We start from the raw sequence: 24,942 nt of genomic DNA on the forward strand, positions 1-24,942 counted from the left end.
AATGAAAAAAGCGGGGATTACAGCAGATAAAGAATATATCATCGGTGAAGTGGACAAACGGATGTACGGATCTTTTATAGAACATATGGGCCGGGCGGTGTATGAAGGCATTTATGAGCCCGGACACCCGAAAGCCGACAAGGACGGTTTCAGAACAGACGTGCAGGAGTTAATCAAGGAATTGCAAGTGCCGTTCATCCGCTATCCGGGAGGGAATTTTCTCTCAGGCTACAATTGGGAGGACGGCGTCGGGCCGGTGAAGAACCGCCCGCGGAGGCTTGATTTGGCATGGCAGACGACAGAAACGAACGAAGTGGGGACGAATGAATTTTTAACGTGGGCGAAAAAAGTGAACGCCGAAGTGAATATGGCGGTCAATCTCGGGACGAGAGGAATCGATGCCGCCCGGAACCTCGTCGAATACTGCAACCATCCTGAAGGGTCATACTGGAGCGACTTACGAAAATCGCACGGATATGAAAAACCTTACGGCATCAAAACATGGTGCTTAGGAAATGAGATGGACGGCCCTTGGCAGATCGGTCATAAAACGGCGCATGAATACGGACGGCTTGCCGCTGAAACAGCAAAGGTGATGAAATGGACGGACCCGACGATCGAATTGGTGGCTTGCGGAAGCTCAAACAGCGGCATGCCGTCCTTCATCGAGTGGGAGGCCGAGGTGCTTGAGCATACGTACGAGCATGTGGATTACATTTCACTGCATACGTATTACGGCAACCATGAAAATGATCTTGAGAACTATTTGGCGAAGTCTATGGATTTAGACCATTTTATTAAATCCGTCACAGCCGTATGTGATTATATGAAAGCGAAAAAACGCAGCAAAAAAACGATTCACCTTTCTTTAGATGAATGGAATGTGTGGTATCACTCAAATGAAGCGGATAAAAAAGTGGAGCCATGGATTACGGCCCGGCCGATTCTCGAAGACATCTACAATTTTGAAGATGCGCTGTTGATCGGTTCACTGCTGATTACGATGCTGCAGCATGCGGACAGACTGAAGATCGCCTGTCTCGCCCAGCTTGTCAACGTGATTGCGCCTATCATGACTGAAAAGGGCGGAGAAGCATGGAGGCAGCCGATCTTTTACCCTTACATGCACGCCTCAGTCTACGGGAGAGGGACTTCGATGAAGCTGCTGATCACCTCCCCGAAATACGACTCGGCGGATTTTACGGATGTGCCGTATGTTGATGCCGCGGCCGTTTACCATGAAGAGGATGAAGCACTGACCATTTTTGCCGTCAACAAAAGCAAGGAACTGATGGAAACGGAGATCAAATTGAGAGGGTTTGAAGATTACCGCATCATTGAGCATATCGTGCTGGAGCATCAGGATATGAAAGCAACCAACCAAAAAAACAGAAAAGAAGTCATTCCTCACTCCAACGGAACGTCTTCGGCAAACGCTGAAGGGATAACGGCACATTTTACTCCGCTGTCCTGGAATGTCATCCGTTTATCAGGAAAATAATGTTCCGAAAAGCCGGGCTGCCGCTGCCGGCTTTTTTTTACGCAAAAATCATCTCCTGTTATCTGATAATTGTGATAATATTTAGAAAAAGAGAAAAGGGGCTGGGATTAAATGAATGCGATTACAATCGTCATAGCGTCTATATGTATTTTGGCGATCGCCTATCGGCTTTACGGTACCTTTATGATGGTCAAAGTATTAAAAATCAATGATCAGACACCGACTCCGGCCCATGTGCTTGAGGATGGGAAAGATTATGTGCCCACGAATAAGTGGGTGTCATTCGGCCACCACTTCGCGGCAATCGCCGCTGCCGGCCCGCTTGTCGGACCGATTCTGGCAGCTCAGTTTGGCTATCTGCCCGGGCTTTTATGGCTGTTAATCGGAGCGGTGATCGGGGGAGCCGTGCACGATATTGTCGTATTGTTTGCATCAATGCGGAAAAACGGGAAAACGCTTTCTGAAGTCGCCAAAGAAGAGCTCGGCCCGGTGGCGGGCTTTTGCACCGGTCTTTCCATGCTGTTTATCATTACGATCACGATGGCGGGTCTGTCCATGGTTGTGCTGCACGCGCTTGAGAAAAACCCGTGGGGAACGTTTGCGGTGGGGATTACGATTCCGATCGCGATGGGGGTCGGCCTCTACTATAAAAAAACGGGCAATCTCAAACTCGCATCAACTGTCGGGTTTCTTTTGTTAATGGCCGGTGTTGTAATCGGGCCGCGGCTGCAGACAACGGCTCTCGGGGACATGCTGACACTGGATGCGAAAACGCTTGCAGTGGCGCTTCCCGTCTATGCGTTTTTCGCTGCGGCGCTTCCGGTTTGGCTTTTGCTGGCTCCGCGTGACTATTTAAGCAGTTTTATGAAAATCGGGGTTTTTGCCGCTTTGATCGCAGGCGTCTTTTTCGTCAATCCCGCCATTAAATTCCCGGCCGTAACGGAGTTTATTCACGGCGGAGGGCCGGTGATCGCGGGTCCTGTCTGGCCGTTTATTTCAATAACGATTGCCTGCGGCGCCATTTCGGGCTTTCATGCATTTGTCGGTTCCGGCACAACGCCGAAAATGCTGGATAAATGGAGTGATATAAAACCGGTTGCTTTCGGAGCGATGCTTGTGGAATGTCTCGTCGGAATTATGGCGCTCATTGCAGCCGCCGCTCTTGAGCCCGCCGACTATTTTGCCATTAACAGCACGCCTGAAATATTCCGCGCCCTCGGGATGAATGTCGTCCATCTGCCTGAATTGAGTAAAGAAATCGGGCTCAGTCTGGAAGGAAGAACGGGCGGAGCCGTTACGCTTGCCGTCGGAATGACGTATATCTTTACGGAGATTCCGTTTTTCAGTCATTTGGCTTCATACTTTTTTCAATTCGTCATTATGTTTGAAGCGGTGTTTATTTTAACGGCGATTGATGCGGGAACCCGTGTCGCCCGGTACTTGATTCAAGAGTTTTTCGGAGAGGTCTATAAGCCGCTGAAAAAAACAGACTGGCTGCCGGGCTCGATTTTCTCAAGCGCGCTCGCCTGCCTGCTGTGGGGCTATCTTCTGTATTCGGGCGACATCAGTTCCATTTGGGCGCTGTTCGGCGTATCCAATCAGCTTATGGCATCTGTCGGCTTAATCATCGGTGCGACCGTCGTATTAAAAATAGCGGATAAGCGGCGCTATATGCTGACATGCCTGATTCCTCTCGCTTATTTGTACGTGACCGTCAACTATGCGGGTTATTGGATGGTGCGGTATGTGTATTTGAACCCCGAAGCGGCGGGATACAGCGTGCTGAATGGCGTTTTATCCATTATCATGCTCATTCTCGGGCTTGTGATTATCATTGCGGCTGTGAAAAAATGGGCGAATGTATGGCGTGATCCGAGTGCCAGACTGGAAGCTTCAATACCCGGATAAATCCGCGGCCGACCCGAACATTGCAGCATCATAAAAGCAGAGAGCCGATCGGTCTCTCTGCTTTCGGCTTATGACAAATCCGCCGCTTCCAAAAGGTAATCCGCCAAATGAACCGCGCGGACACGGCCTGTTAATCCTTCGCGTAAAATGCCGAGCTGCATTTGCAAAAGGCATCCGGGGTTGGCTGTCACGATGACGGCCGCCTCCGTTTTTCCGGCGGCTTTCATCTTGCTGTCTAATATTTTCATAGACATTTCTGACTCTGTTATATTATAAATTCCCGCCGACCCGCAGCAGCTGTCGGCCTTTTCCATTTCTCTGTACTCAGCCCCTTTAATGCTTTTCAAAAGCGTGCGCGGTTCCTCTGACGTATGCATCACATTGCGGAGATGGCAGGAGTCCTGATATGTGACGATATGAGGAGACTGCGCCCGCAGGTTTTTTTGATGGAACTTCAGATCAACCAGTACGGATGAAAAGTCTTTGAGCTTCCGGACGAATTGTTCGGCACGTTCCGCCCATCCAGGTTCATCTTTCAGTAAATGCGGATATTCCTGAAGAAAGGCGCCGCATCCGCCGGCGTTTGTAATGATATAATCAGCGTCAAGCGCCTCAAAAGCGGCGATATTCCGCTTGGCCAGTTCTTTTCCCATCTCTTTTTCTCCGCTGTGCCCGTGAAGCGCGCCGCAGCACGCCTGGCCGTCCGGAACCGCGATTTCACACCCGGCCGCCTGTAAAAGCGCCGTTGTCGCATGATTTGTTGCTAAAAACATCGTATCCATTAAGCAGCCCGAGAAAAAAGCGGCCCGTTTTTGGACGGGACCCGCGGCAGGAAGAAAACGCGGCCTTTCCTTCATGTCTTTCCGTTTCGGGGCGGGCGGGAGCACTTGTTCCATTGTGCGCAGATGTTCAGGCAAAACGCGCAGCATACCGGTTTTTCTGATGGCGGTCTGCAGTCCCGATCTTTGGTATATTCCGAGAAGATTCACGGCTGCCTGCATGCGGTTTTGATGAGGGAAAAGCCCGGTGAAGGCGGCTTTCCGCAAGAGGCGCACGCCGGGCTTATGTTTTTTATTTTGATGAATGATATCCCTCGCTTCTTCAAGCAGCTGTCCGTAATTGACCCCTGCCGGACAAACGGGCTCGCATGCCCGGCATCCGAGACACAGCGAAAGTGAGCGCTCGACATCTTCATCCGGTTCGATCAGTCCGTCTGTGACGGCTTTCATCAGGGCGATCCGGCCGCGCGGCGAATGGGATTCTTGAAATCCTGATTCGATATAGGTCGGACAGGAAGGAAGGCAGAAGCCGCAGCGCATACAGTTCAGCAATTCACCTTCATCCATGCGGGTTTTGAATTCTGTTTGAATGTGTTGCTGCTCTTTAGCCGTTGTCATTTCATCACCACCACGCGTTTCCTTGATGAATTGGCGAATATTTTTCCCGGATTCAGCAGGTTTTGGGGATCAAGCGCTTGTTTGATCGCTTTCATGGCGGTGATGCCTTCTGTTTTCAGCTTCATTTCTAAATACGGCGCTTTTACGATACCGACCCCGTGTTCACCCGTTATCGTCCCGCCCAGCTCAATCGCTTTTTCAAAAATGGCGGCAAAAGCTTTTTCGACACGTTCCATCTCCTCTGTATTTCGGATATCGGTGGTGCACGTCGGATGAAGGTTGCCGTCTCCGGCATGGCCGAATGTGCAGATGGACAGGCCGTATGTTTTTGCAATCTCGTTAATGGCTTTAACCATGCCGGCAATTTGTGATCTCGGCACGGTCGCGTCTTCCAGAATCGTCGTCGGTTTCAGCCGGGCAAGGGCTGATAACGCGGACCGTCTGGCCTCTGTAAGCGCGAATGCCTCTTCCTCGGTTTCGGCCGTTTGGACGGATACGGCTGCTCCGTTTTTACAGATGGCTTCGATTTTTTCCATATCTCGTCTGACCGTTTCGATGTCACCGTCCTGTTCGATCAGCAGCACCGCTTTTGCATCGGTCGGAAGCCCGATCTTGGCGTAATCTTCAATGACCTGCAGTGTCGGCTGATCCAGAAATTCGAGTGTCGCCGGAATGATTTTTTCAGCGATGATGGCAGAAACAGATTCCGCAGCCGCTTCAATATGTTCATAGAGTGCAAGCAGCGTTTTTTTCGTTTCCGGTTTCGGAACCAGCTTTAAAGTCGCTTCCGTCACAACGCCGAGCGTCCCTTCTGATCCGACGAAAAGCCGGGTCAGATCATAACCGGCGACATCCTTTGTCAGCTTCCCTCCTGTGCGGATGATATCGCCTGAAGCCAAGACGGCTTCAAGGCCGAGGACATAATCCCGGGTGACGCCGTACTTCAAACCGCGCAGTCCGCCGGAATTTTCATTAATATTCCCGCCGATCGTCGATATTTTCATGCTGCTCGGATCAGGCGGATAAAATAAACCTTTTTGCTCAACCGCACGGATCATATCTTGCGTAATCACGCCCGGCTGGACGGTTGCCGTCAAATTTTCTTCATCAATTTCAAGAATGCGGTTCATATGTTTGAATAAAAGCACAAGACCGCCTTCAGACGGACATGTGCCGCCGCATAAGTTTGTGCCTGAACCCCTCGGCACGATCGGAATGTCATGCCTGCTGCAAATCGTTAATATACGGGACACGTCATCCGCGCTGCGGGGGGCGATTACCGCATCCGGCATGGCTTGCAGCTGAGGAGCCGCATCATAAGAATACACTAGACGGCCCGCCGCCGAATCATCATAATTCTCCTTCCCGACCGTCCGGATGAACGCTTCTTTTGCCTCTCGTGAAATCATGTTCTCCCAACCTCCCTGATAAGAAAAGCGTTTTCATTTCATTGTAAAGAAAAACGATTCTTCACACTATGGAGAAACATATGAAAAATGATGATATGATTACGTGCTTTTTGTATGTTGATCTAAAAAGCGGAGCGCCAAATAAAAAGCCGTTATGTCTTCGGGGCGGTCAAGCTTCATATTTGTCAGTGATTCCAGTTTGGAAAGACGGTAGCGCAATGTATTGATATGAATATGCATGTCGTCTGCGGTGCGCTTTAACGATAATTGCCGGTCGAAAAAGGCGCGCAGCGTATCCAGAAGTTCTTCCCGGCCGAGTACATGCTCGAGAACCCGCCGTGAAAATTCCGACCTCGTGCCGGGCGCGATATCGGCAATACACATATCCAGTTTTAAATCTTCTTCAAAGACGGCCTGCTTGTCACCGATTCCGGCTGAAAGTGCTTTATCCGCCTGTTCGTATGATTCCGCGAGGCGCTCTCCCGGAACGATCCGTCCGATGCCGGCGGTGACAGGCTGCCCAAAAACGGCGCCGATCTTTTTGATGAGCTGTGTTTTGGAAGCCGAATTTGCTTCATGATTAATGAGAATGCGTTCATTTCCCCAGCGGACAAACAGGTCTTCAGGGCATTCGTTCTGCCAGAGCCGCCCGAGCTCCTCCGCTTTATATTGCTCATAACGTCCTTGAATGAGTATGATCCGGCGGTATGCGTGAAGGTCTGCGCCGATGAGCTTTGCTTTTTCTAAAAAGCCCGGAGACCATTCTTTCAGCTGCAGCCAATCAACCATAAAGGATTCAAGCATTCTCGCACGCCACTGCGCTTCTTCCATATGGCGCGTTTCTTTAATAAACAGCTCCGTCATTTTCCTGAGCAATTCTCCGAAAGGCAGGATATCGTCAGGGTCTCCTGTCAGACCGAACACTCCGATTACCTCATGGCCTGAAAAAACGGGGAGGTTCAGTCCTGCTTTTACGCCCTGGAGGCGTTTTTCATCTTCTTTCGTAATGATGACATTCCGTTTTTCGCGGGCGCAGATCAGTGCGCCTTCATGAAACCATCCGGCGCGCGCCTCATTGGTGCCCGCGATGATCATCCCTTTTGTATCGGCAATAATCACTTCGCGGCTGTACATATGTTTGACTTCGGCAATCAATTTCTTTGCCAGTTCCGGCTGTAACTGCATGGCGATCCCCCTCGCCATTATTATACAAAAAAAACCGGGTGTGCCATCACCCGGTTCATGCTTATTGCGCAGGTTTTAATCCGCCTTCAAGTGTTTTGAGCATTTCATTTTTTTCTGAGTCTGACGCATGCTGCCAAAGAACTTCGAATAAGACGCCGAGGCCCGGAAGCATTTTTTCTTCACCGCTTTGGATGGCGTCAACGATAGTATGCTCCAGCTGATCCTGGTTATTGCCGGTTACATTGGCAATAACGGCGTTGCGTAAATTAAGATCCATTACAACCGCTCCTTTTTCCTGAATGTGATACGCATATTCTTACCGTGCACGCGGTTTATTATGTGCTGTTCTTGAGATATAATAACAACATGCATGAAAAAAGGAGAGCACAGACATAAAGTGAAACGAATCGACTCTGCAAAAAACCAAAAAGTGAAGGACTGGAAAAAACTTCACACAAAAAAAGAGAGACTTAAAACGAATACATTTCTGATAGAAGGAGAGCATCTGGCAGAAGAAGCGCTCAAATCAAAGGGAACGGTAAAAGAAATTCTCGTAAACGATGAGAGCGCCATTCCGGCCGATCTGGATATGAGCATTCCGTGCTACGTGCTGAGCGAAGACGCGTTTTCAGCCGTGACGGAAACGGAAACGCCGCAGCGGATCGCCGCGGTCTGCCATATGCCGGATAAGCGGCCTGATCAGCTGAAGCGGCTGCTTCTGATTGATGCCGTACAGGACCCGGGGAATTTAGGAACAATGATCAGAACGGCAGATGCGGCGGGAATCGACGCCGTTGTCCTTGGTGAGGGAACGGCAGACCCGTACAACGGAAAAACGCTGCGTTCAGCGCAAGGATCTCATTTTCATATTCCCATTTTAAAACGTCCGCTTGATGAGTTTACCGCCGAGCTGAAATCACAAGGCGTCGCGATCTACGGCACGGCGCTTGAAAACGGTGCGGCTTATCAAAGCGTGAAGCCTGAAGAATCGTTCGCGTTAATCGTTGGGAACGAGGGGGCGGGAGTGGACGCCGGCCTTCTGCAAAAAACCGATCTCAATCTGTACGTTCCGCTGTACGGACAGGCGGAATCGCTGAATGTGGCGGTAGCGGCCGCCATCCTCGTTTATCATCTCAGAGGATAGGTTGCGAAAAATCTTGGATTTCACTATAATAGATAGCAATAATGTAAAAACCGTGACAGAGGACGTCAATTTTTGCACACGCTGCCTTCCAGGGAGAAAATGCCGCTGACTGAGAGCATTTTTATCGCAGCACAGAAATTGATTTTCACCTCTCGAGTTGTCACCGGGACCGTGCCAAACGCGCGTAAAGGTGAACCGGAACGATCGTTTCCGTTATGTCAATGAAGCTGTCGGCAGATGAAGTCTGCCTTAAAAAGGGTGGTACCGCGGCCACAACTCGTCCCTTCTCTCAAGGGGCGGGTTTTTTTGTTTTCTGAAAAAGGCATAGAACGGTTTGGTTTACATAAAAGGAGGATGCATGATGGAAGAGAAGCTTAAACAGCTCGAACTGGAAGCTGCAGAAAAAGTAGAAGCGGCGGGTTCATTAAAAGAAGTTAACGACATTCGGGTGCAATATCTCGGAAAAAAAGGGCCGATTACAGAAGTTCTCCGCGGCATGGGCAAACTGTCCGCCGAAGAGCGCCCGAAAATGGGAGCGCTCGCCAATGAAGTGAGAGAGCGCATTGCAGCAGCCATTACGGCGAAAAATGAACAGCTTGAACAAGAAGAGATGAATAAAAAACTCAGCAGCCAGACGATTGACGTCACGTTGCCGGGCAGTCAGGTAAACATCGGGGGACGCCATCCGCTGACGGTCGTTATTGAAGAAATTGAAGATTTATTTATCGGCATGGGATATACCGTCGAAGAAGGCCCTGAAGTGGAAACGGATTATTACAACTTTGAGGCGCTGAACCTGCCGAAGGAACATCCGGCCCGCGACATGCAGGACAGCTTTTACATTACAGAAGAAATGCTGATGAGAACGCAGACGTCACCGGTGCAGACGCGAACGATGGAAAAGCATAAAGGAAAAGGCCCCGTCAAAATCATTTGTCCCGGTAAAGTGTATCGCCGCGACAACGATGACGCGACACATTCCCATCAGTTCATGCAGATCGAGGGTCTCGTCGTGGACCGCAAAATCAGCATGAGCGACCTGAAAGGCACGCTTGAATTGGTCGCCAAAAAAATGTTCGGCCAAGACCGTGAAATCAGGCTCCGTCCGAGCTTTTTCCCGTTCACAGAGCCTTCTGTCGAGGTGGATGTGACCTGCTTTAAGTGCGGCGGACAAGGCTGCTCCGTCTGCAAAAAAACAGGCTGGATCGAAATTCTCGGCGCCGGCATGGTTCACCCGAACGTGCTGAAGATGGCCGGATTCAATCCTGAGGAATACCAGGGTTTTGCTTTCGGAATGGGTGTGGAACGTATCGCGATGCTGAAATACGGCATTGAAGATATCCGCCATTTCTATACCAATGATGTCAGATTCATTTCGCAGTTTAAACAGGCGTAAGAGGAGGATACACATGTTTGTTTCATATAAATGGTTAGAAGATTACGTTGACTTGCAGGGAATCGATCCGGCCGTGCTTGCAGAAAAAATTACGAGAGCCGGTATTGAAGTTGAGGGTATCGAGTATAAAGGGGAAGGCGTAAAAGGCGTTGTCATCGGACACGTGCTTGAGCGTGAACAGCACCCGAATGCCGACAAACTTAACAAATGCCTTGTTGATATCGGTGCGGAGGAACCCGTGCAGATTATCTGCGGCGCCCCAAATGTTGATAAAGGACAGAAGGTTGCCGTTGCAACGGTCGGAGCCGTGCTTCCCGGCAATTTCAAAATTAAAAAAGCCAAGCTGCGCGGCGAAGCGTCTCACGGCATGATCTGTTCCCTTCAGGAGCTCGGCATTGAAAGCAAGCTCGTGGCGAAAGAATATGCGGAAGGCATTTTCGTTTTTCCGAATGATGCTGAAACGGGAGCTGACGCAATGGCGGCCCTTCAGCTTGATGATGCGATTTTAGAATTTGGCTTAACGCCGAACCGCGCCGACGCGATGAACATGCTTGGGGTGGCTTATGAAGTGGCGGCTATCCTCGGCGCAGAGGTAAAGCTTCCGGAGGCTTCATATGAAAAAGCGGCAGAAAAAGCGGCGGATGCTGTTTCCGTCAAGATTGAAGATACGCAGGCCAATCCGCATTATGCCGCAAAAATCATTAAAAACGTCAAAATCGGCCCGTCACCGCTTTGGATGCAGACGAAGCTGATGAATGCAGGCATCCGCCCGCATAATAACGTCGTGGACATTACAAACTTCGTCCTCCTTGAGTACGGACAGCCGCTTCACGCTTTCGATTACGACCGGTTCGGTTCAAAAGAGGTCGTCGTCAGAAAAGCGGCGGAAAACGAAACCATCGTGACGCTGGATGAACAAGAGCGCAAGCTGTCAAGCAGCCATTTGGTCATCACAAACGGAAAAAAAGCGCAAGCCGTTGCGGGAGTCATGGGCGGAGCTGAGTCTGAAGTCCGCGAAGACACCACTGCGATTTTACTGGAAGCCGCTTATTTCGACGGACAGACCGTCCGCAAAGCGTCGAGAGACCTCGGACTGAGAAGCGAAGCGAGCGCCAGATATGAAAAAGGCATTGATCCGGCCCGCGTTTTGCTGGCGGCTGAACGGGCCTGCAGTCTCATTCAGGCATATGCCGGCGGAGAAGTGCTCTCAGGCACGGTTGAAGAAAACCATCTGAAAATCGAAGCAAACAACATTCACGTGTCTGTTGAAAAAGTGAACGCCGTGCTTGGCATGGCAATCGCTAAAGAAGAAATCATCAGCATTTACAAGCGCCTCGGGTTTGCAGTCGGTGAAGCTGAAGACGTTCTCGTCGTAACAGTGCCGTCCCGCCGCGGAGATATTAGAATAGAAGAAGACCTGATTGAAGAAGCGGCGAGATTGTACGGGTATGACAATATTCCGTCCACGCTTCCGGAAACGGCCGGCACGACAGGCGGCTTGACACCGTATCAGGCAAAACGCCGGAAAGTGAGACGTTTCCTTGAAGGAGCGGGTCTTTCACAAGCGACCACTTATTCATTAACGAATGATAAAAAAGCGGCCGCTTTTGCGATCGAAAAATCATTCAACACGATGCTTGCTCTGCCGATGAGCGAAGAAAGAAGCATTCTCAGACACAGTCTCGTACCGAATCTTCTTGAAGCCGTTTCATACAATCTGGCCAGACAGACTGATTCCGTTGCTTTATATGAAACAGGTTCTGTATTTCTGACGAAAGAAGAAAACACAAAACCGGTTGAAAAAGAACGGGTTGCCGGAGCTGTAACCGGATTGTGGCGTAAAAATTTATGGCAGGGTGAGAAAAAGCCGGTTGATTTCTTCGTCGCCAAAGGAATCGTTGAAGGCCTGCTGCATCAATTGAATGTGTCAGATCGGGTTGAATTTGTCCAGTCTGAACGCAAAAACATGCATCCCGGCCGGACGGCAAACATTCTATTGAACGGTTCGCTTGCCGGATTTATCGGCCAGGTGCATCCGGCAATGGAAAAAGAGCTGGATATCAAAGAAACGTATGTGTTCGAGCTTGATCTGCACGCGCTTCTGACCGAGGAAACAGAACCTGTCGTGTATACGCCGATTCCGAAGTACCCGTCCGTCACGCGCGACATTGCGCTTGTGGCAGATAAAACCGTTACAAGCGGACAGCTCGAAGCCGTGATCAAAGAAGCCGGCGGCGCGCTGCTGAAAGAAGTCACCGTATTTGATGTGTACGAAGGTGAGCATATGGAAGAGGGCAAAAAATCCGTCGCCTTCTCGCTCCAATATGTTAACCCTGAACAAACATTGACAGAAGAAGAAGTGACAAAAGTACATGAAAACGTGCTGAAAGCGCTGGAAGAAACGTATCAGGCGGTATTAAGAGGATAAAGAAAAAGCTTGCAGATCATTCTGCAAGCTTTTTTTATTATGACCGTTTCCGTTCTACAAGGCGTTTCGCTTTTTGCGTATTGGCAAAATGAAGTTTGGTGAACGTTCTGAGCGCACCTTCTCCCTTATTGATGATCAGCTTGGCGGCAGCTTCATCGACGTGCGGCCCCGCGCCTTTTGGAATCGTCATCCCAGCCTCACGGGAAAGCTTATCCATTTCAATTAAGAAAGAATATCGCGCAATGATAGAGGCTGCGGCGACGGAAAGATGTATGCTTTCCGCTTTCGTGCTGAAAAACGTTTTTTCTTTTACGATATCCCGTCCGGAAAGATGCTTAAAATAAATGCCGGGCTCTGCAAATTGGTCAATCAGAATCGCTTCCGGTTTAACGCCGTTCATTTTTCTCAGCAGATTGGAAATCGCCTGATTATGAAGGAGCGCCTTCATTTTTCCTTGGCTCATGCCTTTTTCCTGCATCTGATTGTATTTTTCGTTTTTCAACACAAGCAGGCTGTAAGGAATGGTTTTAATTAACAGTTTGGCGATTTCAATAATCTGCGGATCTTTTAAATCCTTCGAATCCTTCACACCGAGTTCTTTCATTAAAGAAAGCTTTGTTTTGTCGGCGTAAGCGCAGGCAACCGTTATCGGCCCGAAGTAATCGCCTGTTCCGACTTCATCAGAGCCGATCACTGACATGGAGGCAATGCCCGCCGGGGGAGCGTAAACCGGGTCGGCCGCTTTTTTGACGGTTTTCTTTGCCTTCGGCGCCTCAGCCGTTCCCCAGCGGGCCGCTTCTGTGCCGGCGTTTTTTCCTTGAAAGAGAACCTTGCCCGAGCGGTAGGCTGTAATGGTACAGCCCGGGGGCTTGGCCTGGAAGACGGCGCCCTGCGGAACGGCGGGAGTAAGGGAGCCGGCATAGGATTGTTTCATTTGTTCCATAGCGGAAGCGGATACTTTTATAACAGAATGGGACACGATATAATCTCCTTTTTTGGCACTTTTCACTGTATATACCAGTGTATCATAACAGCCCGAGGCTCGTCTTTCCATTCAAACGATAATCGTGGTATGATAGGAACTAGGATTCTCGCGGAATGGAGGAGAAACGTTGTCTGACGGCAAAAAAACCAAAACGACAGTAAACATTTACGGCCAGCACTTCACCATTATCGGGGAAGAAAGCAAAGCGCACATGCGCCATGTGGCCGGAATGGTTGATGATAAAATGAGAGAAATCAACGAGAAAAATCCATATCTTGATATAAATAAGCTCGCTGTATTGACTGCGGTCAATGTCGTGCATGATTATATGAAACTGCAAGAAAAATATGAAATACTGGAGCGGCAGCTTAAAGAAAAGGAATGAACACCATATGATAGATATCATCATCTTAGTTCTGCTCTTAATGGGCACATTGCTTGGATTAAAAAGAGGATTTATCCTCCAATTTATATACTTGACGAGTTTCATCCTCTCGATTGCGTTTGCGGCGCTTTTTTACAAAAACCTGGCCCCGCATCTGAGCTTTATACCCGCCCCTGATTTTTCCGGCGGGCAGGCGGCTCTGTCTTTTATTAAAGGAAACGTGGAGACGGCTTATTACAACGCGATCGCGTTTGTCATTTTGTTTATCATCGCAAAGATCCTGCTCCGGATTATCGGAGCGGCGCTTAATATCATCGCCGGCATTCCGGTCATTAAACAGATCAACAAACTGCTGGGCGGGGTGCTTGGATTTCTGGAAGTCTATTTATTTGCGTTTATCCTGTTATACGTCGCATCCGTACTGCCGGTAAGCGCGCTTCAGGATATGCTCGCACAATCGACGCTTGCAAATATCATCACACATCATACGCCGTATCTGTCGGGGCTCCTGCAAGAACTGTGGGCCCAGTACGGGGCATAAAAAACTTCTCTTGACCGGAGAAGTTTTTTTCAAGCTCTGCGTCAGTTGTGCCGGAAGAGAAAAATTTGTATGATGAAAAGCAGGAAACGACTGGGGGTTAACAGTATGCATAAAAAAGATATCATCAGGCTGCTTGAAACGATTGCGGTCTATATGGAACTGAAAGGGGACAACCCGTTTAAAATATCAGCCTTCCGAAAAGCGGCGGCGGCGCTTGAGCAGGATGACCGCAGCCTGTCGGAAATCGACGACATGATGTCTTTATCCGGAATCGGAAAAGGCACCTACGGCGTCATTCGTGAATATATGCAGGAAGGTGTGTCCGGCACGCTTCTCCAATTGCAGAAAGAAGTCCCGGAAGGCTTGGTTCCTCTTTTGAAGCTTCCGGGCCTCGGCGGCAAAAAAATCGCCAAGCTGTACCAGGAGCTTGGCGTTCATGACGCGGAATCGCTGAAAGAAGCATGCGAGCAGCAAAAAGTACAGGGGCTCGCCGGTTTCGGCAAAAAAACGGAGGAGAAAATCCTTCAGGCTCTCGGAGAAGCCGGAAAACAGCCGGAACGGTTTCCGATCGGCTATGCGCTCAGCATTGCTTCAGTCATTGAAGAACATTTGGCCCGGCTGACGGATATTCAGAAATATTCCCGGGCCGGCAGTCTCAGAAGAGCGCGGGAAACCGTAAAAGATCTGGATTACATTATCGCTACAGATCATCCGGAGGCTGTCAGAGAACAGCTTCTTTCCCTCCCGAACGTAAAAGACGTGATAGCGGGCGGGGATACAAAAGTATCCGTTATCCTCACATTTGAATATGAGACGAGTGTGGATTTCCGGCTTGTGACAGAGGAACAGTTTGCCACCACACTGCATCATTTTACCGGTTCTAAAGATCACAACATTAAAATGCGCCAGCTGGCGAAAGAGCGCGGTGAACGGATCAGTGAATACGGAGTAGAAACCATAGAAACGGGAGACGTCAAAACATTCCCGAGCGAAGAAGCGTTTTACGCCCACTTCGGTCTGCCGTTTATTCCTCCTGAGCTCAGAGAAAGCGGGCAGGAGGTCGACACGTACCGGGAAGAAACGGACCTTGTGGAGCATAAAGCGATAAAAGGCGATCTCCACATGCATTCAGCCTGGAGTGACGGCGCTTTTTCCATCAGAGAAATGGCAGAAGCATGTATGGCAAAAGGCTACCAGTACATGGCGATCACCGACCATTCCCAATATTTAAAGGTAGCCAACGGGTTAACGGCCGAACGGCTCAGAAAACAGGCGGAAGAAATTGACGCGTTAAACGCTGAATTTGAAAATTTTCATATTTTTAAAGGCGTAGAAATGGACATTCTCCCCGACGGTTCGCTTGATTATGATGACAGCGTTCTGTCTGAAATGGATCTTGTCATCGCATCTATTCATTCAAGCTTCAGCCAGCCGGAGCATGTCATTATGAAACGGCTTGAACAGGCGCTGACGAATAAGCACGTGGACATTATCGCCCACCCGACGGGACGCCTGATCGGCAGACGGGCCGGCTATGAAGTCGACATCGACATGCTGATTGAGCTCGCAGCCAAAACAAATACGGCGCTTGAACTGAATGCAAACCCCGCGCGCCTCGATTTACGGACTGAGCATCTGATCAAAGCAAATGAAAAAGGTGTGACTTTGGTCATTAATACCGATGCCCATAATATCGAGATGCTCGATGATATGAAAACGGGCGTGACCGCTGCGCGCAAAGGCTGGACGGAGACAAAACATGTGTTAAACGCCCGGCCGTTACATGAGGTCAAAGCATTTCTGACGCGCAATGATTAAGTAAGGAGGACCATAAAACCGTGCAGCAAAAAGTGTTATCATCACTTGAATTTCATAAAGTAAAAGAACAGATTACCGCACATGCCGCCTCATCGCTCGGCAGGGAGAAGCTTCTGCAGCTGAAACCTTTGACGGATCTCGCCGACATCCAAAAACAGCTGGATGAAGTCGAAGAAGCATCCGCGGTTATGCGCTTGAGAGGCCATGCTCCGTTCGGCGGCCTGACCGACATAAGATCCGCTTTACGGCGGGCGGAAATCGGCAGTGTGCTGACGCCGGCGGAATTCACCGAATTGTCCGGGCTGCTGTATGCCGTTAAACAAATGAAGCATTTTATCAGCCAGATGACAGAAGACGGCGTCGGCATTCCGCTGATACAGGCCCATGGAGAAGAGCTGATTACATTAGGCAATTTGGAAAGGGAGATTAACTCCTGCATTGATGACCATGGTGAAGTGCTTGATCATGCGTCTCCCGCTTTAAGGGGAATCCGCACGCAGCTCAGGACGCTTGAATCAAGAGTCAGAGACCGGCTTGAATCGATGCTGCGTTCATCTTCCGCTTCTAAAATGCTGTCTGACACCATCGTTACGATTCGGAATGACCGCTTTGTCATCCCGGTCAAACAGGAATACAGATCAAGCTACGGCGGAATTGTCCACGATACATCTTCATCCGGTGCGACACTGTTTATTGAACCGCAGGCGATCGTAGATATGAACAACTCGCTTCAGCAGGCGAAAGTAAAAGAAAAACAGGAAATCGAACGGATTCTCCGGATGCTGACGGAGCATACGGCTGAACACACACAAGAAATCGCTCAAAATGTGGAAGTGCTGCAGACACTGGATTTCATTTTCGCCAAAGCGAGATACGCAAAAGCAATGAAGGCGACAAAACCATTCATGAACGGAGACGGCTTTATCCGTCTGAAAAAAGCGCGCCATCCGCTGCTGCCCCAAGATCAAGTCGTGGCCAACGATATTGAACTGGGCGGAGATTATTCAACGATCGTCATCACGGGACCGAATACGGGCGGTAAAACCGTTACGTTAAAAACACTCGGGCTGCTGACGATAATGGCGCAGGCAGGATTGCACATACCGGCTGATGAGGGATCGGAAGCAGCCGTATTTGACAATGTGTTTGCCGATATCGGCGATGAACAGTCGATCGAACAAAGTCTGAGTACGTTCTCATCCCACATGGTCAATATCGTCAATATTTTAAAAGACGTGTCTGAAAACAGTCTTGTGCTGTTCGATGAACTCGGTGCCGGAACAGATCCGCAGGAAGGGGCGGCGCTTGCCATGAGCATCCTTGACGAAGTTCACCGGACAAACGCCAGAGTGCTTGCGACCACCCATTATCCGGAACTGAAAGCATACGGATATAACAGACAAGGCGTCATGAATGCCAGCGTTGAATTTGACATTGAAACGCTTTCGCCTACCTATAAACTTCTGATCGGAGTGCCGGGCCGAAGCAACGCATTTGAAATCTCAAGACGCCTTGGGCTTCCGGAGCATATCATCGGCCAGGCGAAGTCAGAAATGACCGCCGAACATAACGAAGTCGATCTGATGATCGCATCGCTTGAAAAAAGCAAAAAAAGAGCGGATGAAGAGCTTTCTGAAACCGAATCACTCAGAAAAGAAGCAGAAAAACTGCACAAAGAGCTTCAGCAGCAAATCATTGAGCTGAATGCCCAAAAAGATAAAATGATGGAAGAAGCCGAGCGGAAAGCTGCGGAAAAACTGGAAGCCGCCGCAAATGAAGCCGAACAGATTATCCGCGAGCTCAGGTCCATCAAGCAAGAACACAGATCCTTTAAGGAACACGAGCTGATTGACGCCAAAAAACGTCTCGGAGACGCGATGCCGGCTTTTGAAAAATCAAAGCAGCCGGAAAGAAAAACAGAGAAAAAACGCGAGCTGAAGCCGGGCGACGAAGTAAAGGTGCTCACATTCGGACAAAAAGGGGCGCTGCTTGAAAAAACCGGCGAGAAAGAATGGAACGTCCAAATCGGCATCCTTAAAATGAAGGTGAAGGAAAAAGATCTTGAGTTTCTCAAATCGGCTCCTGAACCGAAAAAAGAAAAAGCAATCACCGCCGTAAAAGGGAAGGATTATCACGTATCCCTTGAACTTGACCTCAGGGGAGAGCGTTACGAAAACGCCCTCAGCCGCGTCGAAAAATATTTAGATGACGCGGTGCTCGCCGGCTATCCGAGAGTGTCCATCATTCACGGAAAAGGCACGGGCGCCCTCCGAAAAGGGGTGCAGGATCTTCTGAAAAACCACCGCAGCGTGAAAAGCTCGCGGTTCGGGGAAGCGGGAGAAGGAGGATCAGGCGTAACGATTGTCGAACTAAAATAAAAAGGGAGAAAACGTCATGAATGCTTTTTGGGAAAATGAGCTTGTCGAAATCGCGGCTTATTACAGTGTTGCCGTCTTGTGTCTCGTCATTTTTCTGACCGTGTTTGAATTGGTGACATCCTATAAAAACTGGGTGGAAATCCAAAAAGGCAATCTTGCGGTGGCAATGGCGACCGGAGGGAAAATTCTCGGTATCGCAAATGTCTTTCAGCACAGCATCGCCCAGCATAATTCGCTTTTGCAAATGATCGGCTGGGGCGTATACGGATTTATTATGCTTTTAATCAGCTATTTTATCTTTGAATTTCTGACGCCCCGGTTTAAAATTGATAAAGAAATTGAAAAAGATAACAGAGCTGTCGGCTTTATTTCATTTGTCATCTCAGTCGGCCTGTCATTTGTGGTGGCCGCCGGGATTTAAGGGGACGGGGAAAAATGGAGAAGCTTGCGAAAGTGCTGCTGTCGGCAGCGGGGATTTTTCTGTTCATCGGACTTATTTATCTGGTCATGACATCTTAATACTGAAAAAAGGCTGCCGAACTCAAATCGGCGGCCTTTTTTATTGAGAATACCAGTTTATGCAGGCCGTATCAGAGCAAATGACGGCTTCCCAATTCATGGCGCGGACGACAGACTGAATGTCTTGTTCTTCCATGAGAAAAGTGTCGTAAAAGAATCATATATGCTCATAAAAGCGGCGCGCCGTTTTTCATCGGCAATGATCATGTCAGCCCGCAGCAGTCCGCATACATCCGAAGCCGCCGTTTGATTGAGTGAAAATAGGCCTTTCTCTTCGACAGGCTCATAATAAGTGCAGCGCTTTATGCCTTTTGAACGGAACACATCCAAAAGTCCCGGAATCAAAAATGGCGAAGTGACATCATCGCTCGGCAAGTACAGATCGGGATGATGGAGCCGATTTAACCGCTCGGCGGATTCAGGATGTGCATATTCCTCCCGCAATGCCGTGACAGCAGTCATAAGCGCAAGCGCCGTTTCTTTTTCAGAACGCAGGCCGCAAATGCTCATGACGGTTTGCCAGGAAACGGGTCTGCCCATCGCGATGATCTCCTCATCACTCGGATACATATGTTCATAAGGCCGTTTGCGCTTTTGCTCTTCCCGACCATCTGGCATCCGGACAAAGGGATGGAGCAAAAAGGCGGCCGACGTAATCGGCTTCGGCAGCTGGCGCAGGATAGGAACTCCCCCTTCAAAATGCAGCGTTTCCAGAAAACTCAACACCTCCTGAAACTCGAAATTTCCCATGAAACGCTTTCCCATTCCAATCACCCTTCTGCTATAATAATAGCGTATAGGAAAACAGAAGGGAGAGGTATTATGCAGTCTGAAAAGCCATGGCTTTCTCAATATCCCGAAGAGATTCCGCATGAGCTTGAATTTACCGATCAAACCCTGCCATCCAATCTGACAAACTCCGCAGCTCAATTCCCGAACCATACCGCCATTTATTTTCTAGGAAAAAAACTCACATTCCAAGACGTTCTCACAGATTCATTAAAGCTTGCCGCTTTTTTACGCAAAACAGGCCTGAAAAAAGGTGACAGAGCCGCCATTATGCTGCCCAATTGTCCGCAGTCGGTCATCGCTTTTTACGGCGTATTGTTTGCCGGCGGCATTGTCGTTCAGACCAATCCTCTCTACACGGAACACGAGCTTGAGTATCAGCTGAAAGACAGTGCGCCGCGCGTGATCATCACCCTCGATATGCTGTTTCCGAAAGTGATAAAAATGAAAACGTTATCACTCGTCGAACGCATTATTACAACAAGTATAAAAGACTTTTTGCCGTTTCCGAAAAATATGCTTTATACGCTCACGCAAAAGCAACAGGTGCATATTGATTATGACGGCTGCGAACAAATTCACAAATTAGCGGATATTTTAAAAAACGAAAAAGCAGAGGAAGCAGAGCCATTTGATATTGACCCTGCGCATGACATCGCCGTGCTTCAATACACGGGCGGAACAACCGGCTATCCGAAAGGCGTCATGCTCACACACCGAAACATTCAGGCCAATACAGAAATGTGCGCCGCCTGGATGTACAAAATGAAAAAGGGAGCCGAAAAGGTGCTCGGCATCGTGCCTTTTTTTCATGTGTACGGATTGACCGCCGTGCTCAATTTTTCCATTATGCAGGGATGTGAAATGATCCTTCTTCCTAAATTCAATCCTTTGGATACACTGAAAACAATCGACAGGCTGAAGCCGACGGTTTTCCCCGGGGCGCCGACGATTTACATCGGGCTGCTGCATCACCCGGAGCTGAATAAGTATGATCTGTCCTCCATTGAAAGCTGTCCGAGCGGTTCAGCGGCACTGCCGGTTGAGGTCAAACAGAAATTTGAAAAAGTGACCGGAGGAAAGCTTGTGGAAGGCTACGGATTATCCGAAGCATCACCGGTTACCCATTCAAACTTCATCTGGGGAAAAAATAAACCCGGCAGCATCGGCTGTCCCTGGCCCAATACCGATGCGGGAATCTATTCAGAAGAAAAAGGCGGGCTTGCGGAGCCGTATGAACACGGCGAGCTGATCGTAAAAGGCCCTCAGGTCATGAAAGGCTATTGGAATAAGCAGGAGGAGACGGCGCGTGTCATCAGAGACGGCTGGCTGTTTACCGGAGATATGGGATATATGGATGAGGAAGGATTTTTCTACATCGCCGACAGGAAAAAAGACATCATCATTGCCGGCGGATATAACATTTACCCCCGGGAGGTGGAGGAGGCGCTTTATGAGCATGAAGCCGTTCAGGAAATCGTCGTAGCGGGCGTCCCTGATTCCTACAGAGGGGAGACGGTGAAAGCATTTATCGTTTTGAAAAAAGGCGCCGAGGCAGATGCCGATGAGCTTGATGCGTTTGCAAGAGAGCGGCTTGCGCCGTACAAAGTCCCGAAGCTGTACGAATTCAGAAAAGAGCTTCCGAAAACGGCCGTCGGAAAAATATTAAGAAGGCGTTTAGTCGAAGAGGAAGATGCTTCCCATGAAAACAAGGTGCCTTAAAAGAAAAACTTGACAAAATCCGGATTCCTTTTTATCATGAAGTTATGAATGAATAGTCATTCATTTATCGAAGGAAGGAACGATGACATTGAACCAAAAACGGCCAAAGTATATGCAGATTATTGATGCAGCAGTAGAAGTCATAGCGGAAAACGGCTATCACCAATCACAGGTGTCCAAAATCGCCAAGCAGGCCGGCGTTGCGGACGGCACCATCTATTTATATTTCAAAAACAAAGAGGATATACTCATTTCTCTTTTTAAAGAAAAGATGGGCCAGTTCATTGAACGCATGGAAGAAGAAGTGAAAGAAAAAACGACGGCAAAAGAAAAACTCGCTCTCGTTATTAAGCAGCATTTCACACTGCTCGGCAATGACCGCCACCTCGCGATTGTGACCCAGCTTGAGCTCAGACAGTCGAATATCAAGCTGCGTCTGAAAATCAATGATATTTTAAAAGGTTATTTAAACATGCTGGACACCATTTTGACCGAAGGAATCGAGTCGGGCGAATGGAAAGATAATCTCGACGTCCGCCTCGCCCGGCAGATGATATTCGGGACGATAGATGAAACAGTGACAACATGGGTGATGAACGATCAGAAATATGATCTTCCGGATTTGTCAGACAAGGTATTGGAGCTGTTGGTGTCAGGGATTCATCAAAACTAAAGGGGGTTGACGGATGAACAGCCTTTCGATGGCGGTAGAACAATCTGTTGCGGTGATCACCATTAATCATCAGCCGGCCAACGCACTGTCCGGCGCGGTTTTAGATGAGTTGTCCGGTCTGTTCGACCGCTGTGAAACAGATGACAGCGTCAGAAGCATCATTATTCGCGGTGAGGGGAAATTTTTCTCGGCGGGCGCTGATATTAAGGAATTTACGTCGCTTGAAAATCTTGAGCAATCTTCTGCCATGGCGGATAAAGGCCAGCAGCTGATGGAAAGAATTGAAGGGTTTCCGAAGCCCGTTATCGCGGCGATTCACGGCGCTGCGCTCGGCGGCGGCCTTGAGCTTGCCATGGCCTGCCATATCAGAATCGCTACATTAGATGCAAAGCTCGGCCTGCCCGAGCTGAATCTCGGCATTATTCCGGGCTTTGCCGGGACGCAGCGGCTTCCCCGGTACGTCGGTACGGCGAAAGCGCTTGAAATGATCGGCACTTCAGAACCTGTAACCGGAGAAGAAGCGCTCAGCCTCGGTCTTGTCACGATAGGCGCCGAACATGAAGAAGAGCTGCTGCAAAAAGCGAAAACGCTCGCGGGCAAGTTTGCGGAAAAAAGCCCGCAGTCGATGGCTTCTCTGCTTGAGCTCCTTTATTCAAACAAGGTCTATTCTTATGACGGCGGCTTAAAGCTTGAAGCAAAGCGCTTTGGGGAAGCATTTGCATCAGATGACGCAAAAGAAGGCATTCAGGCATTTCTCGAAAAAAGAAAGCCTCAATTCGGTGGGCGAAGATAAAGGGGATAAGAATATGAATCTATTTGTACTGATGAAACGGACGTTTGACACAGAAGAGAAAATCGTCATTGAAGCAGGAAAGATTCAGGAGGACGGGGCCGAATTTATCATTAATCCGTATGATGAATACGCCATTGAAGAAGCCATTCAGCTGAAGGAAGAGCACGGCGGAACCGTGACCGCCGTAACCGTCGGCGGAGAAGATGCGGAGAAAGAACTGAGAACCGCCCTTGCGATGGGCTGTGACCAGGCGGTGTTAATCAATATTGAAGATGATCTGAGCGATCCTGACCAATACTCCGTTTCAACTATCTTATATCATTATTTCAAGGACCGGGAATATGATCTGATTCTCGGCGGAAATGTCGCGATTGACGGCGGTTCCGGCCAAGTGGCTCCAAGGCTTGCCGAACTGCTGAACACTCCTTGCGTCACAACGATTACAAAACTGACAATCAGCGGCGATGAAGCTGCGGCAGAGAAAGACAACGAAGGGGATACCGAAATCATTAAAACCTCACTTCCTTTAGTCATCACGGCACAGCAAGGCTTAAACGAGCCGCGCTATCCGTCGCTTCCGGGCATTATGAAGGCGAAGAAAAAACCGCTGGAAGAACTTGAGCTCGATGATCTCGGCATTGATGAAGATGATGCCGCACCGAAGCTCAAAACGATCGAACGTTTTCTGCCGCCGCAAAAAGAAGCGGGCAGACTGATCGAAGGAGAAGCCGCTGAGCAGGCGAAGGAGCTTGTATCACTGCTGAGAAAAGAAGCCAAAGTCGTATAAACTGATATTAAAGAAACTGGGGGATGTCAGAATGGGAAAAAAAGTGATCGTACTCGGAGAAATTCGTGACGGCGCCTTACGGAACGTCACCTTTGAAGCCATAGCCGCAGGCAAAACCATTTCCGGCGGAGGAGATGTCATCGGCGTGCTGATGGGAAAGGGCGCGGCTGATGCAGCATCAGAACTCATTCAGTACGGCGCCGACAAAGTATTTACGGCCGATTCGCCGGGGCTTTCTCAGTATACGGCGGACGGATATGCCGCAATTCTCGGGGATTTGATCGAAAATGAAAAGCCTGATGCGGTCATTTTCGGCCACACTTCTATGGGAAAAGATTTGTCACCTAAGCTTGCGGCCCGGTTTGAAACGGGGCTGATTTCAGACAGCACAGATGTAAGCGTTACCGGAGATAACATCGTTTTTACAAGACCGATCTATTCCGGCAAAGCCTTTGAACAGGTGATTTCAACCGATCCTTTCATTCTGGCGACAATTCGTCCGAATAATATTCAGGCATTAGAAAAAGACGCGAACCGGACGGGTGATATTGAAGAGCTTGCGGCGCCTCCGGCAGATTTGCGGACGGTCATTGAAGAAGTAGTCAAAAAAACGGCGGACGGCGTGGATTTATCAGAAGCGAAAATTATCGTAGCAGGCGGCCGCGGTGTAAAAAGCAAAGATGGATTTGAACCGTTAAAAGAACTTGCCGAGGTGCTCGGAGCAGCGGTGGGCGCTTCGCGCGGCGCATGTGACGCGGACTACTGCGACTATTCTCTTCAAATCGGCCAGACGGGAAAAGTCGTCACGCCGGATTTGTATATCGCCTGCGGAATTTCCGGAGCGATTCAGCATTTGGCGGGCATGTCAAACAGTAAGGTCATCGTTGCCATTAACAAAGACCCGGAAGCGGAAATATTTAAAATAGCGGACTACGGAATTGTCGGCGATTTGTTCGAAGTGGTTCCGCTTCTGACTCAGGAATTTAAAAATGCCAATATTCATTCATAATCAAAACCCTCTGGCTTATTTGTCAGAGGGTTTTGGTTTGTGTTAATTAGTTCGTACAAATTATAGATTAATAAAACAACAGATTGACATGTACGAACCAATGTAATAAGCTTTTGTAAAGCGCTTACAAACTTATCCATACAGCATACATCCCAGATAGATCGGCTGTAGTGCT

At 49.1% G+C, this 24,942-nt stretch carries 20 protein-coding genes and 1 pseudogene; 15 read left to right on the forward strand and 6 right to left on the reverse strand.

Going from position 1 to position 24,942, the window contains the following annotated elements; genetic code table 11:
- The first annotated feature begins 1 nt into the window (after position 1).
- Positions 2–1,501: an arabinosylfuranosidase ArfA gene (gene arfA, locus C5I45_RS06240; RefSeq protein ID WP_044053511.1), complete on the forward strand. Its 1,500-nt coding sequence runs from the start codon at positions 2–4 to the stop codon at positions 1,499–1,501.
- A 111-nt stretch (positions 1,502–1,612) separates the two neighbouring features.
- Positions 1,613–3,409: a carbon starvation protein CstA gene (gene cstA, locus C5I45_RS06245; protein WP_044053510.1), complete on the forward strand. Its 1,797-nt coding sequence runs from the start codon at positions 1,613–1,615 to the stop codon at positions 3,407–3,409.
- A 68-nt stretch (positions 3,410–3,477) separates the two neighbouring features.
- Here cstA and C5I45_RS06250 read toward each other — a convergent pair whose 3' ends face one another.
- The 4 genes from C5I45_RS06250 to sspI all read right to left on the reverse strand — a co-directional run bounded on the left by C5I45_RS06250 (position 3,478) and on the right by sspI (position 7,677).
- Positions 3,478–4,806 (reverse strand): (Fe-S)-binding protein, encoded by a 1,329-nt coding sequence (locus tag C5I45_RS06250; protein ID WP_107994276.1) that lies wholly within the window; start codon positions 4,804–4,806, stop codon positions 3,478–3,480.
- Complete coding sequence (gene glcD, locus C5I45_RS06255; protein WP_107994277.1) at positions 4,803–6,215, reverse strand: glycolate oxidase subunit GlcD; 1,413 nt, start codon at positions 6,213–6,215, stop codon at positions 4,803–4,805. Before glcD ends, C5I45_RS06250 begins: the two co-directional genes overlap by 4 nt.
- A gap of 99 nt (positions 6,216–6,314) precedes the next feature.
- On the reverse strand, positions 6,315–7,400 hold the full coding sequence (locus tag C5I45_RS06260) for a CdaR family transcriptional regulator (RefSeq protein ID WP_014305544.1): 1,086 nt from the start codon (positions 7,398–7,400) through the stop codon (positions 6,315–6,317).
- Between the two features lie 61 nt (positions 7,401–7,461).
- Positions 7,462–7,677 carry a small acid-soluble spore protein SspI gene (gene sspI, locus C5I45_RS06265; RefSeq protein WP_003152527.1) on the reverse strand — a complete coding sequence of 72 codons (216 nt, stop codon included), beginning with the start codon at positions 7,675–7,677 and terminating at the stop codon, positions 7,462–7,464.
- A gap of 120 nt (positions 7,678–7,797) precedes the next feature.
- Here sspI and C5I45_RS06270 point away from each other — a divergent pair, with 120 nt between their 5' ends.
- The 3 genes from C5I45_RS06270 (at position 7,798) to pheT (ending at position 12,368) form a co-directional block, all read left to right on the forward strand.
- Complete coding sequence (locus C5I45_RS06270) at positions 7,798–8,544, forward strand: TrmH family RNA methyltransferase (protein ID WP_003152529.1); 747 nt, start codon at positions 7,798–7,800, stop codon at positions 8,542–8,544.
- Between the two features lie 361 nt (positions 8,545–8,905).
- On the forward strand, positions 8,906–9,940 hold the full coding sequence (pheS, locus tag C5I45_RS06275; RefSeq protein WP_003152530.1) for a phenylalanine--tRNA ligase subunit alpha: 1,035 nt from the start codon (positions 8,906–8,908) through the stop codon (positions 9,938–9,940).
- Between the two features lie 13 nt (positions 9,941–9,953).
- The gene (gene pheT, locus C5I45_RS06280; protein ID WP_003152531.1) at positions 9,954–12,368 is read left to right on the forward strand and encodes a phenylalanine--tRNA ligase subunit beta; all 2,415 of its coding nucleotides are present in this window, start codon (positions 9,954–9,956) and stop codon (positions 12,366–12,368) included.
- 37 nt (positions 12,369–12,405) lie between these two features.
- Here pheT and rnhC read toward each other — a convergent pair whose 3' ends face one another.
- Positions 12,406–13,347: a ribonuclease HIII gene (gene rnhC / locus C5I45_RS06285; RefSeq protein ID WP_003152532.1), complete on the reverse strand. Its 942-nt coding sequence runs from the start codon at positions 13,345–13,347 to the stop codon at positions 12,406–12,408.
- 133 nt (positions 13,348–13,480) lie between these two features.
- On the opposite strand from rnhC, the gene zapA reads away from it, so the two are divergent.
- The 5 genes from zapA to C5I45_RS06310 all read left to right on the forward strand — a co-directional run bounded on the left by zapA (position 13,481) and on the right by C5I45_RS06310 (position 18,896).
- On the forward strand, positions 13,481–13,738 hold the full coding sequence (gene zapA / locus C5I45_RS06290; protein WP_003152533.1) for a cell division protein ZapA: 258 nt from the start codon (positions 13,481–13,483) through the stop codon (positions 13,736–13,738).
- Between the two features lie 7 nt (positions 13,739–13,745).
- Entirely contained in the window at positions 13,746–14,279 is a 534-nt protein-coding gene (locus C5I45_RS06295) for a CvpA family protein (RefSeq protein WP_003152534.1), read from the forward strand.
- 105 nt (positions 14,280–14,384) lie between these two features.
- Positions 14,385–16,097, forward strand: a complete 1,713-nt coding sequence (gene polX, locus C5I45_RS06300) for a DNA polymerase/3'-5' exonuclease PolX (protein ID WP_046560235.1) — start codon at positions 14,385–14,387, stop codon at positions 16,095–16,097.
- Positions 16,098–16,117: 20 nt separating this feature from the next.
- Positions 16,118–18,475 (forward strand): endonuclease MutS2, encoded by a 2,358-nt coding sequence (locus C5I45_RS06305; RefSeq protein ID WP_003152538.1) that lies wholly within the window; start codon positions 16,118–16,120, stop codon positions 18,473–18,475.
- A 16-nt stretch (positions 18,476–18,491) separates the two neighbouring features.
- Positions 18,492–18,896 (forward strand): DUF350 domain-containing protein, encoded by a 405-nt coding sequence (locus C5I45_RS06310; protein WP_003152541.1) that lies wholly within the window; start codon positions 18,492–18,494, stop codon positions 18,894–18,896.
- A gap of 138 nt (positions 18,897–19,034) precedes the next feature.
- Here the strand turns inward: C5I45_RS06310 and C5I45_RS06315 are convergent.
- Positions 19,035–19,936: pseudogene (locus tag C5I45_RS06315) on the reverse strand (DUF2711 family protein).
- Between C5I45_RS06315 and C5I45_RS06320 the strand changes: the two are divergent.
- The 5 genes from C5I45_RS06320 to C5I45_RS06340 all read left to right on the forward strand — a co-directional run bounded on the left by C5I45_RS06320 (position 19,817) and on the right by C5I45_RS06340 (position 24,767).
- Entirely contained in the window at positions 19,817–21,505 is a 1,689-nt protein-coding gene (locus C5I45_RS06320; protein ID WP_003152545.1) for an AMP-binding protein, read from the forward strand. The pseudogene C5I45_RS06315 and the gene C5I45_RS06320 sit on opposite strands and share 120 nt — an antisense overlap.
- Positions 21,506–21,593: 88 nt before the next feature.
- Entirely contained in the window at positions 21,594–22,178 is a 585-nt protein-coding gene (locus C5I45_RS06325) for a fatty acid metabolism transcriptional regulator FadR (RefSeq protein WP_014470798.1), read from the forward strand.
- A 13-nt stretch (positions 22,179–22,191) separates the two neighbouring features.
- Positions 22,192–22,971: an enoyl-CoA hydratase gene (locus tag C5I45_RS06330; protein WP_003152548.1), complete on the forward strand. Its 780-nt coding sequence runs from the start codon at positions 22,192–22,194 to the stop codon at positions 22,969–22,971.
- Between the two features lie 13 nt (positions 22,972–22,984).
- Positions 22,985–23,758: an electron transfer flavoprotein subunit beta/FixA family protein gene (locus C5I45_RS06335; RefSeq protein WP_032858056.1), complete on the forward strand. Its 774-nt coding sequence runs from the start codon at positions 22,985–22,987 to the stop codon at positions 23,756–23,758.
- 31 nt (positions 23,759–23,789) lie between these two features.
- The gene (locus C5I45_RS06340) at positions 23,790–24,767 is read left to right on the forward strand and encodes an electron transfer flavoprotein subunit alpha/FixB family protein (RefSeq protein WP_015387882.1); all 978 of its coding nucleotides are present in this window, start codon (positions 23,790–23,792) and stop codon (positions 24,765–24,767) included.
- The last annotated feature ends 175 nt before the right edge of the window (positions 24,768–24,942 follow it).

It is taken from the genome of Bacillus sp. ZY-1-1, assembly GCF_003047165.1.
In the GTDB taxonomy this organism is placed as follows: domain Bacteria; phylum Bacillota; class Bacilli; order Bacillales; family Bacillaceae; genus Bacillus; species Bacillus velezensis.

Excerpts from the sequence above, each read along its gene's own strand:
- polX (WP_046560235.1), top strand. The coding sequence starts at position 14,385 with ATGCATAAAAAAGATATCATCAGGCTGCTTGAAACGATTGCGGTCTAT.
- pheS (WP_003152530.1), top strand. The coding sequence starts at position 8,906 with ATGGAAGAGAAGCTTAAACAGCTCGAACTGGAAGCTGCAGAAAAAGTA.
- C5I45_RS06320 (WP_003152545.1), top strand. The coding sequence starts at position 19,817 with ATGCAGTCTGAAAAGCCATGGCTTTCTCAATATCCCGAAGAGATTCCG.
- cstA (WP_044053510.1), top strand. The coding sequence starts at position 1,613 with ATGAATGCGATTACAATCGTCATAGCGTCTATATGTATTTTGGCGATC.
- C5I45_RS06340 (WP_015387882.1), top strand. The coding sequence starts at position 23,790 with ATGGGAAAAAAAGTGATCGTACTCGGAGAAATTCGTGACGGCGCCTTA.
- C5I45_RS06295 (WP_003152534.1), top strand. The coding sequence starts at position 13,746 with ATGATAGATATCATCATCTTAGTTCTGCTCTTAATGGGCACATTGCTT.
- sspI (WP_003152527.1), bottom strand. The coding sequence starts at position 7,677 with ATGGATCTTAATTTACGCAACGCCGTTATTGCCAATGTAACCGGCAAT.
- arfA (WP_044053511.1), top strand. The coding sequence starts at position 2 with ATGAAAAAAGCGGGGATTACAGCAGATAAAGAATATATCATCGGTGAA.
- C5I45_RS06310 (WP_003152541.1), top strand. The coding sequence starts at position 18,492 with ATGAATGCTTTTTGGGAAAATGAGCTTGTCGAAATCGCGGCTTATTAC.
- glcD (WP_107994277.1), bottom strand. The coding sequence starts at position 6,215 with ATGATTTCACGAGAGGCAAAAGAAGCGTTCATCCGGACGGTCGGGAAG.
- C5I45_RS06335 (WP_032858056.1), top strand. The coding sequence starts at position 22,985 with ATGAATCTATTTGTACTGATGAAACGGACGTTTGACACAGAAGAGAAA.
- C5I45_RS06250 (WP_107994276.1), bottom strand. The coding sequence starts at position 4,806 with ATGACAACGGCTAAAGAGCAGCAACACATTCAAACAGAATTCAAAACC.
- pheT (WP_003152531.1), top strand. The coding sequence starts at position 9,954 with ATGTTTGTTTCATATAAATGGTTAGAAGATTACGTTGACTTGCAGGGA.
- C5I45_RS06260 (WP_014305544.1), bottom strand. The coding sequence starts at position 7,400 with ATGCAGTTACAGCCGGAACTGGCAAAGAAATTGATTGCCGAAGTCAAA.
- C5I45_RS06330 (WP_003152548.1), top strand. The coding sequence starts at position 22,192 with ATGAACAGCCTTTCGATGGCGGTAGAACAATCTGTTGCGGTGATCACC.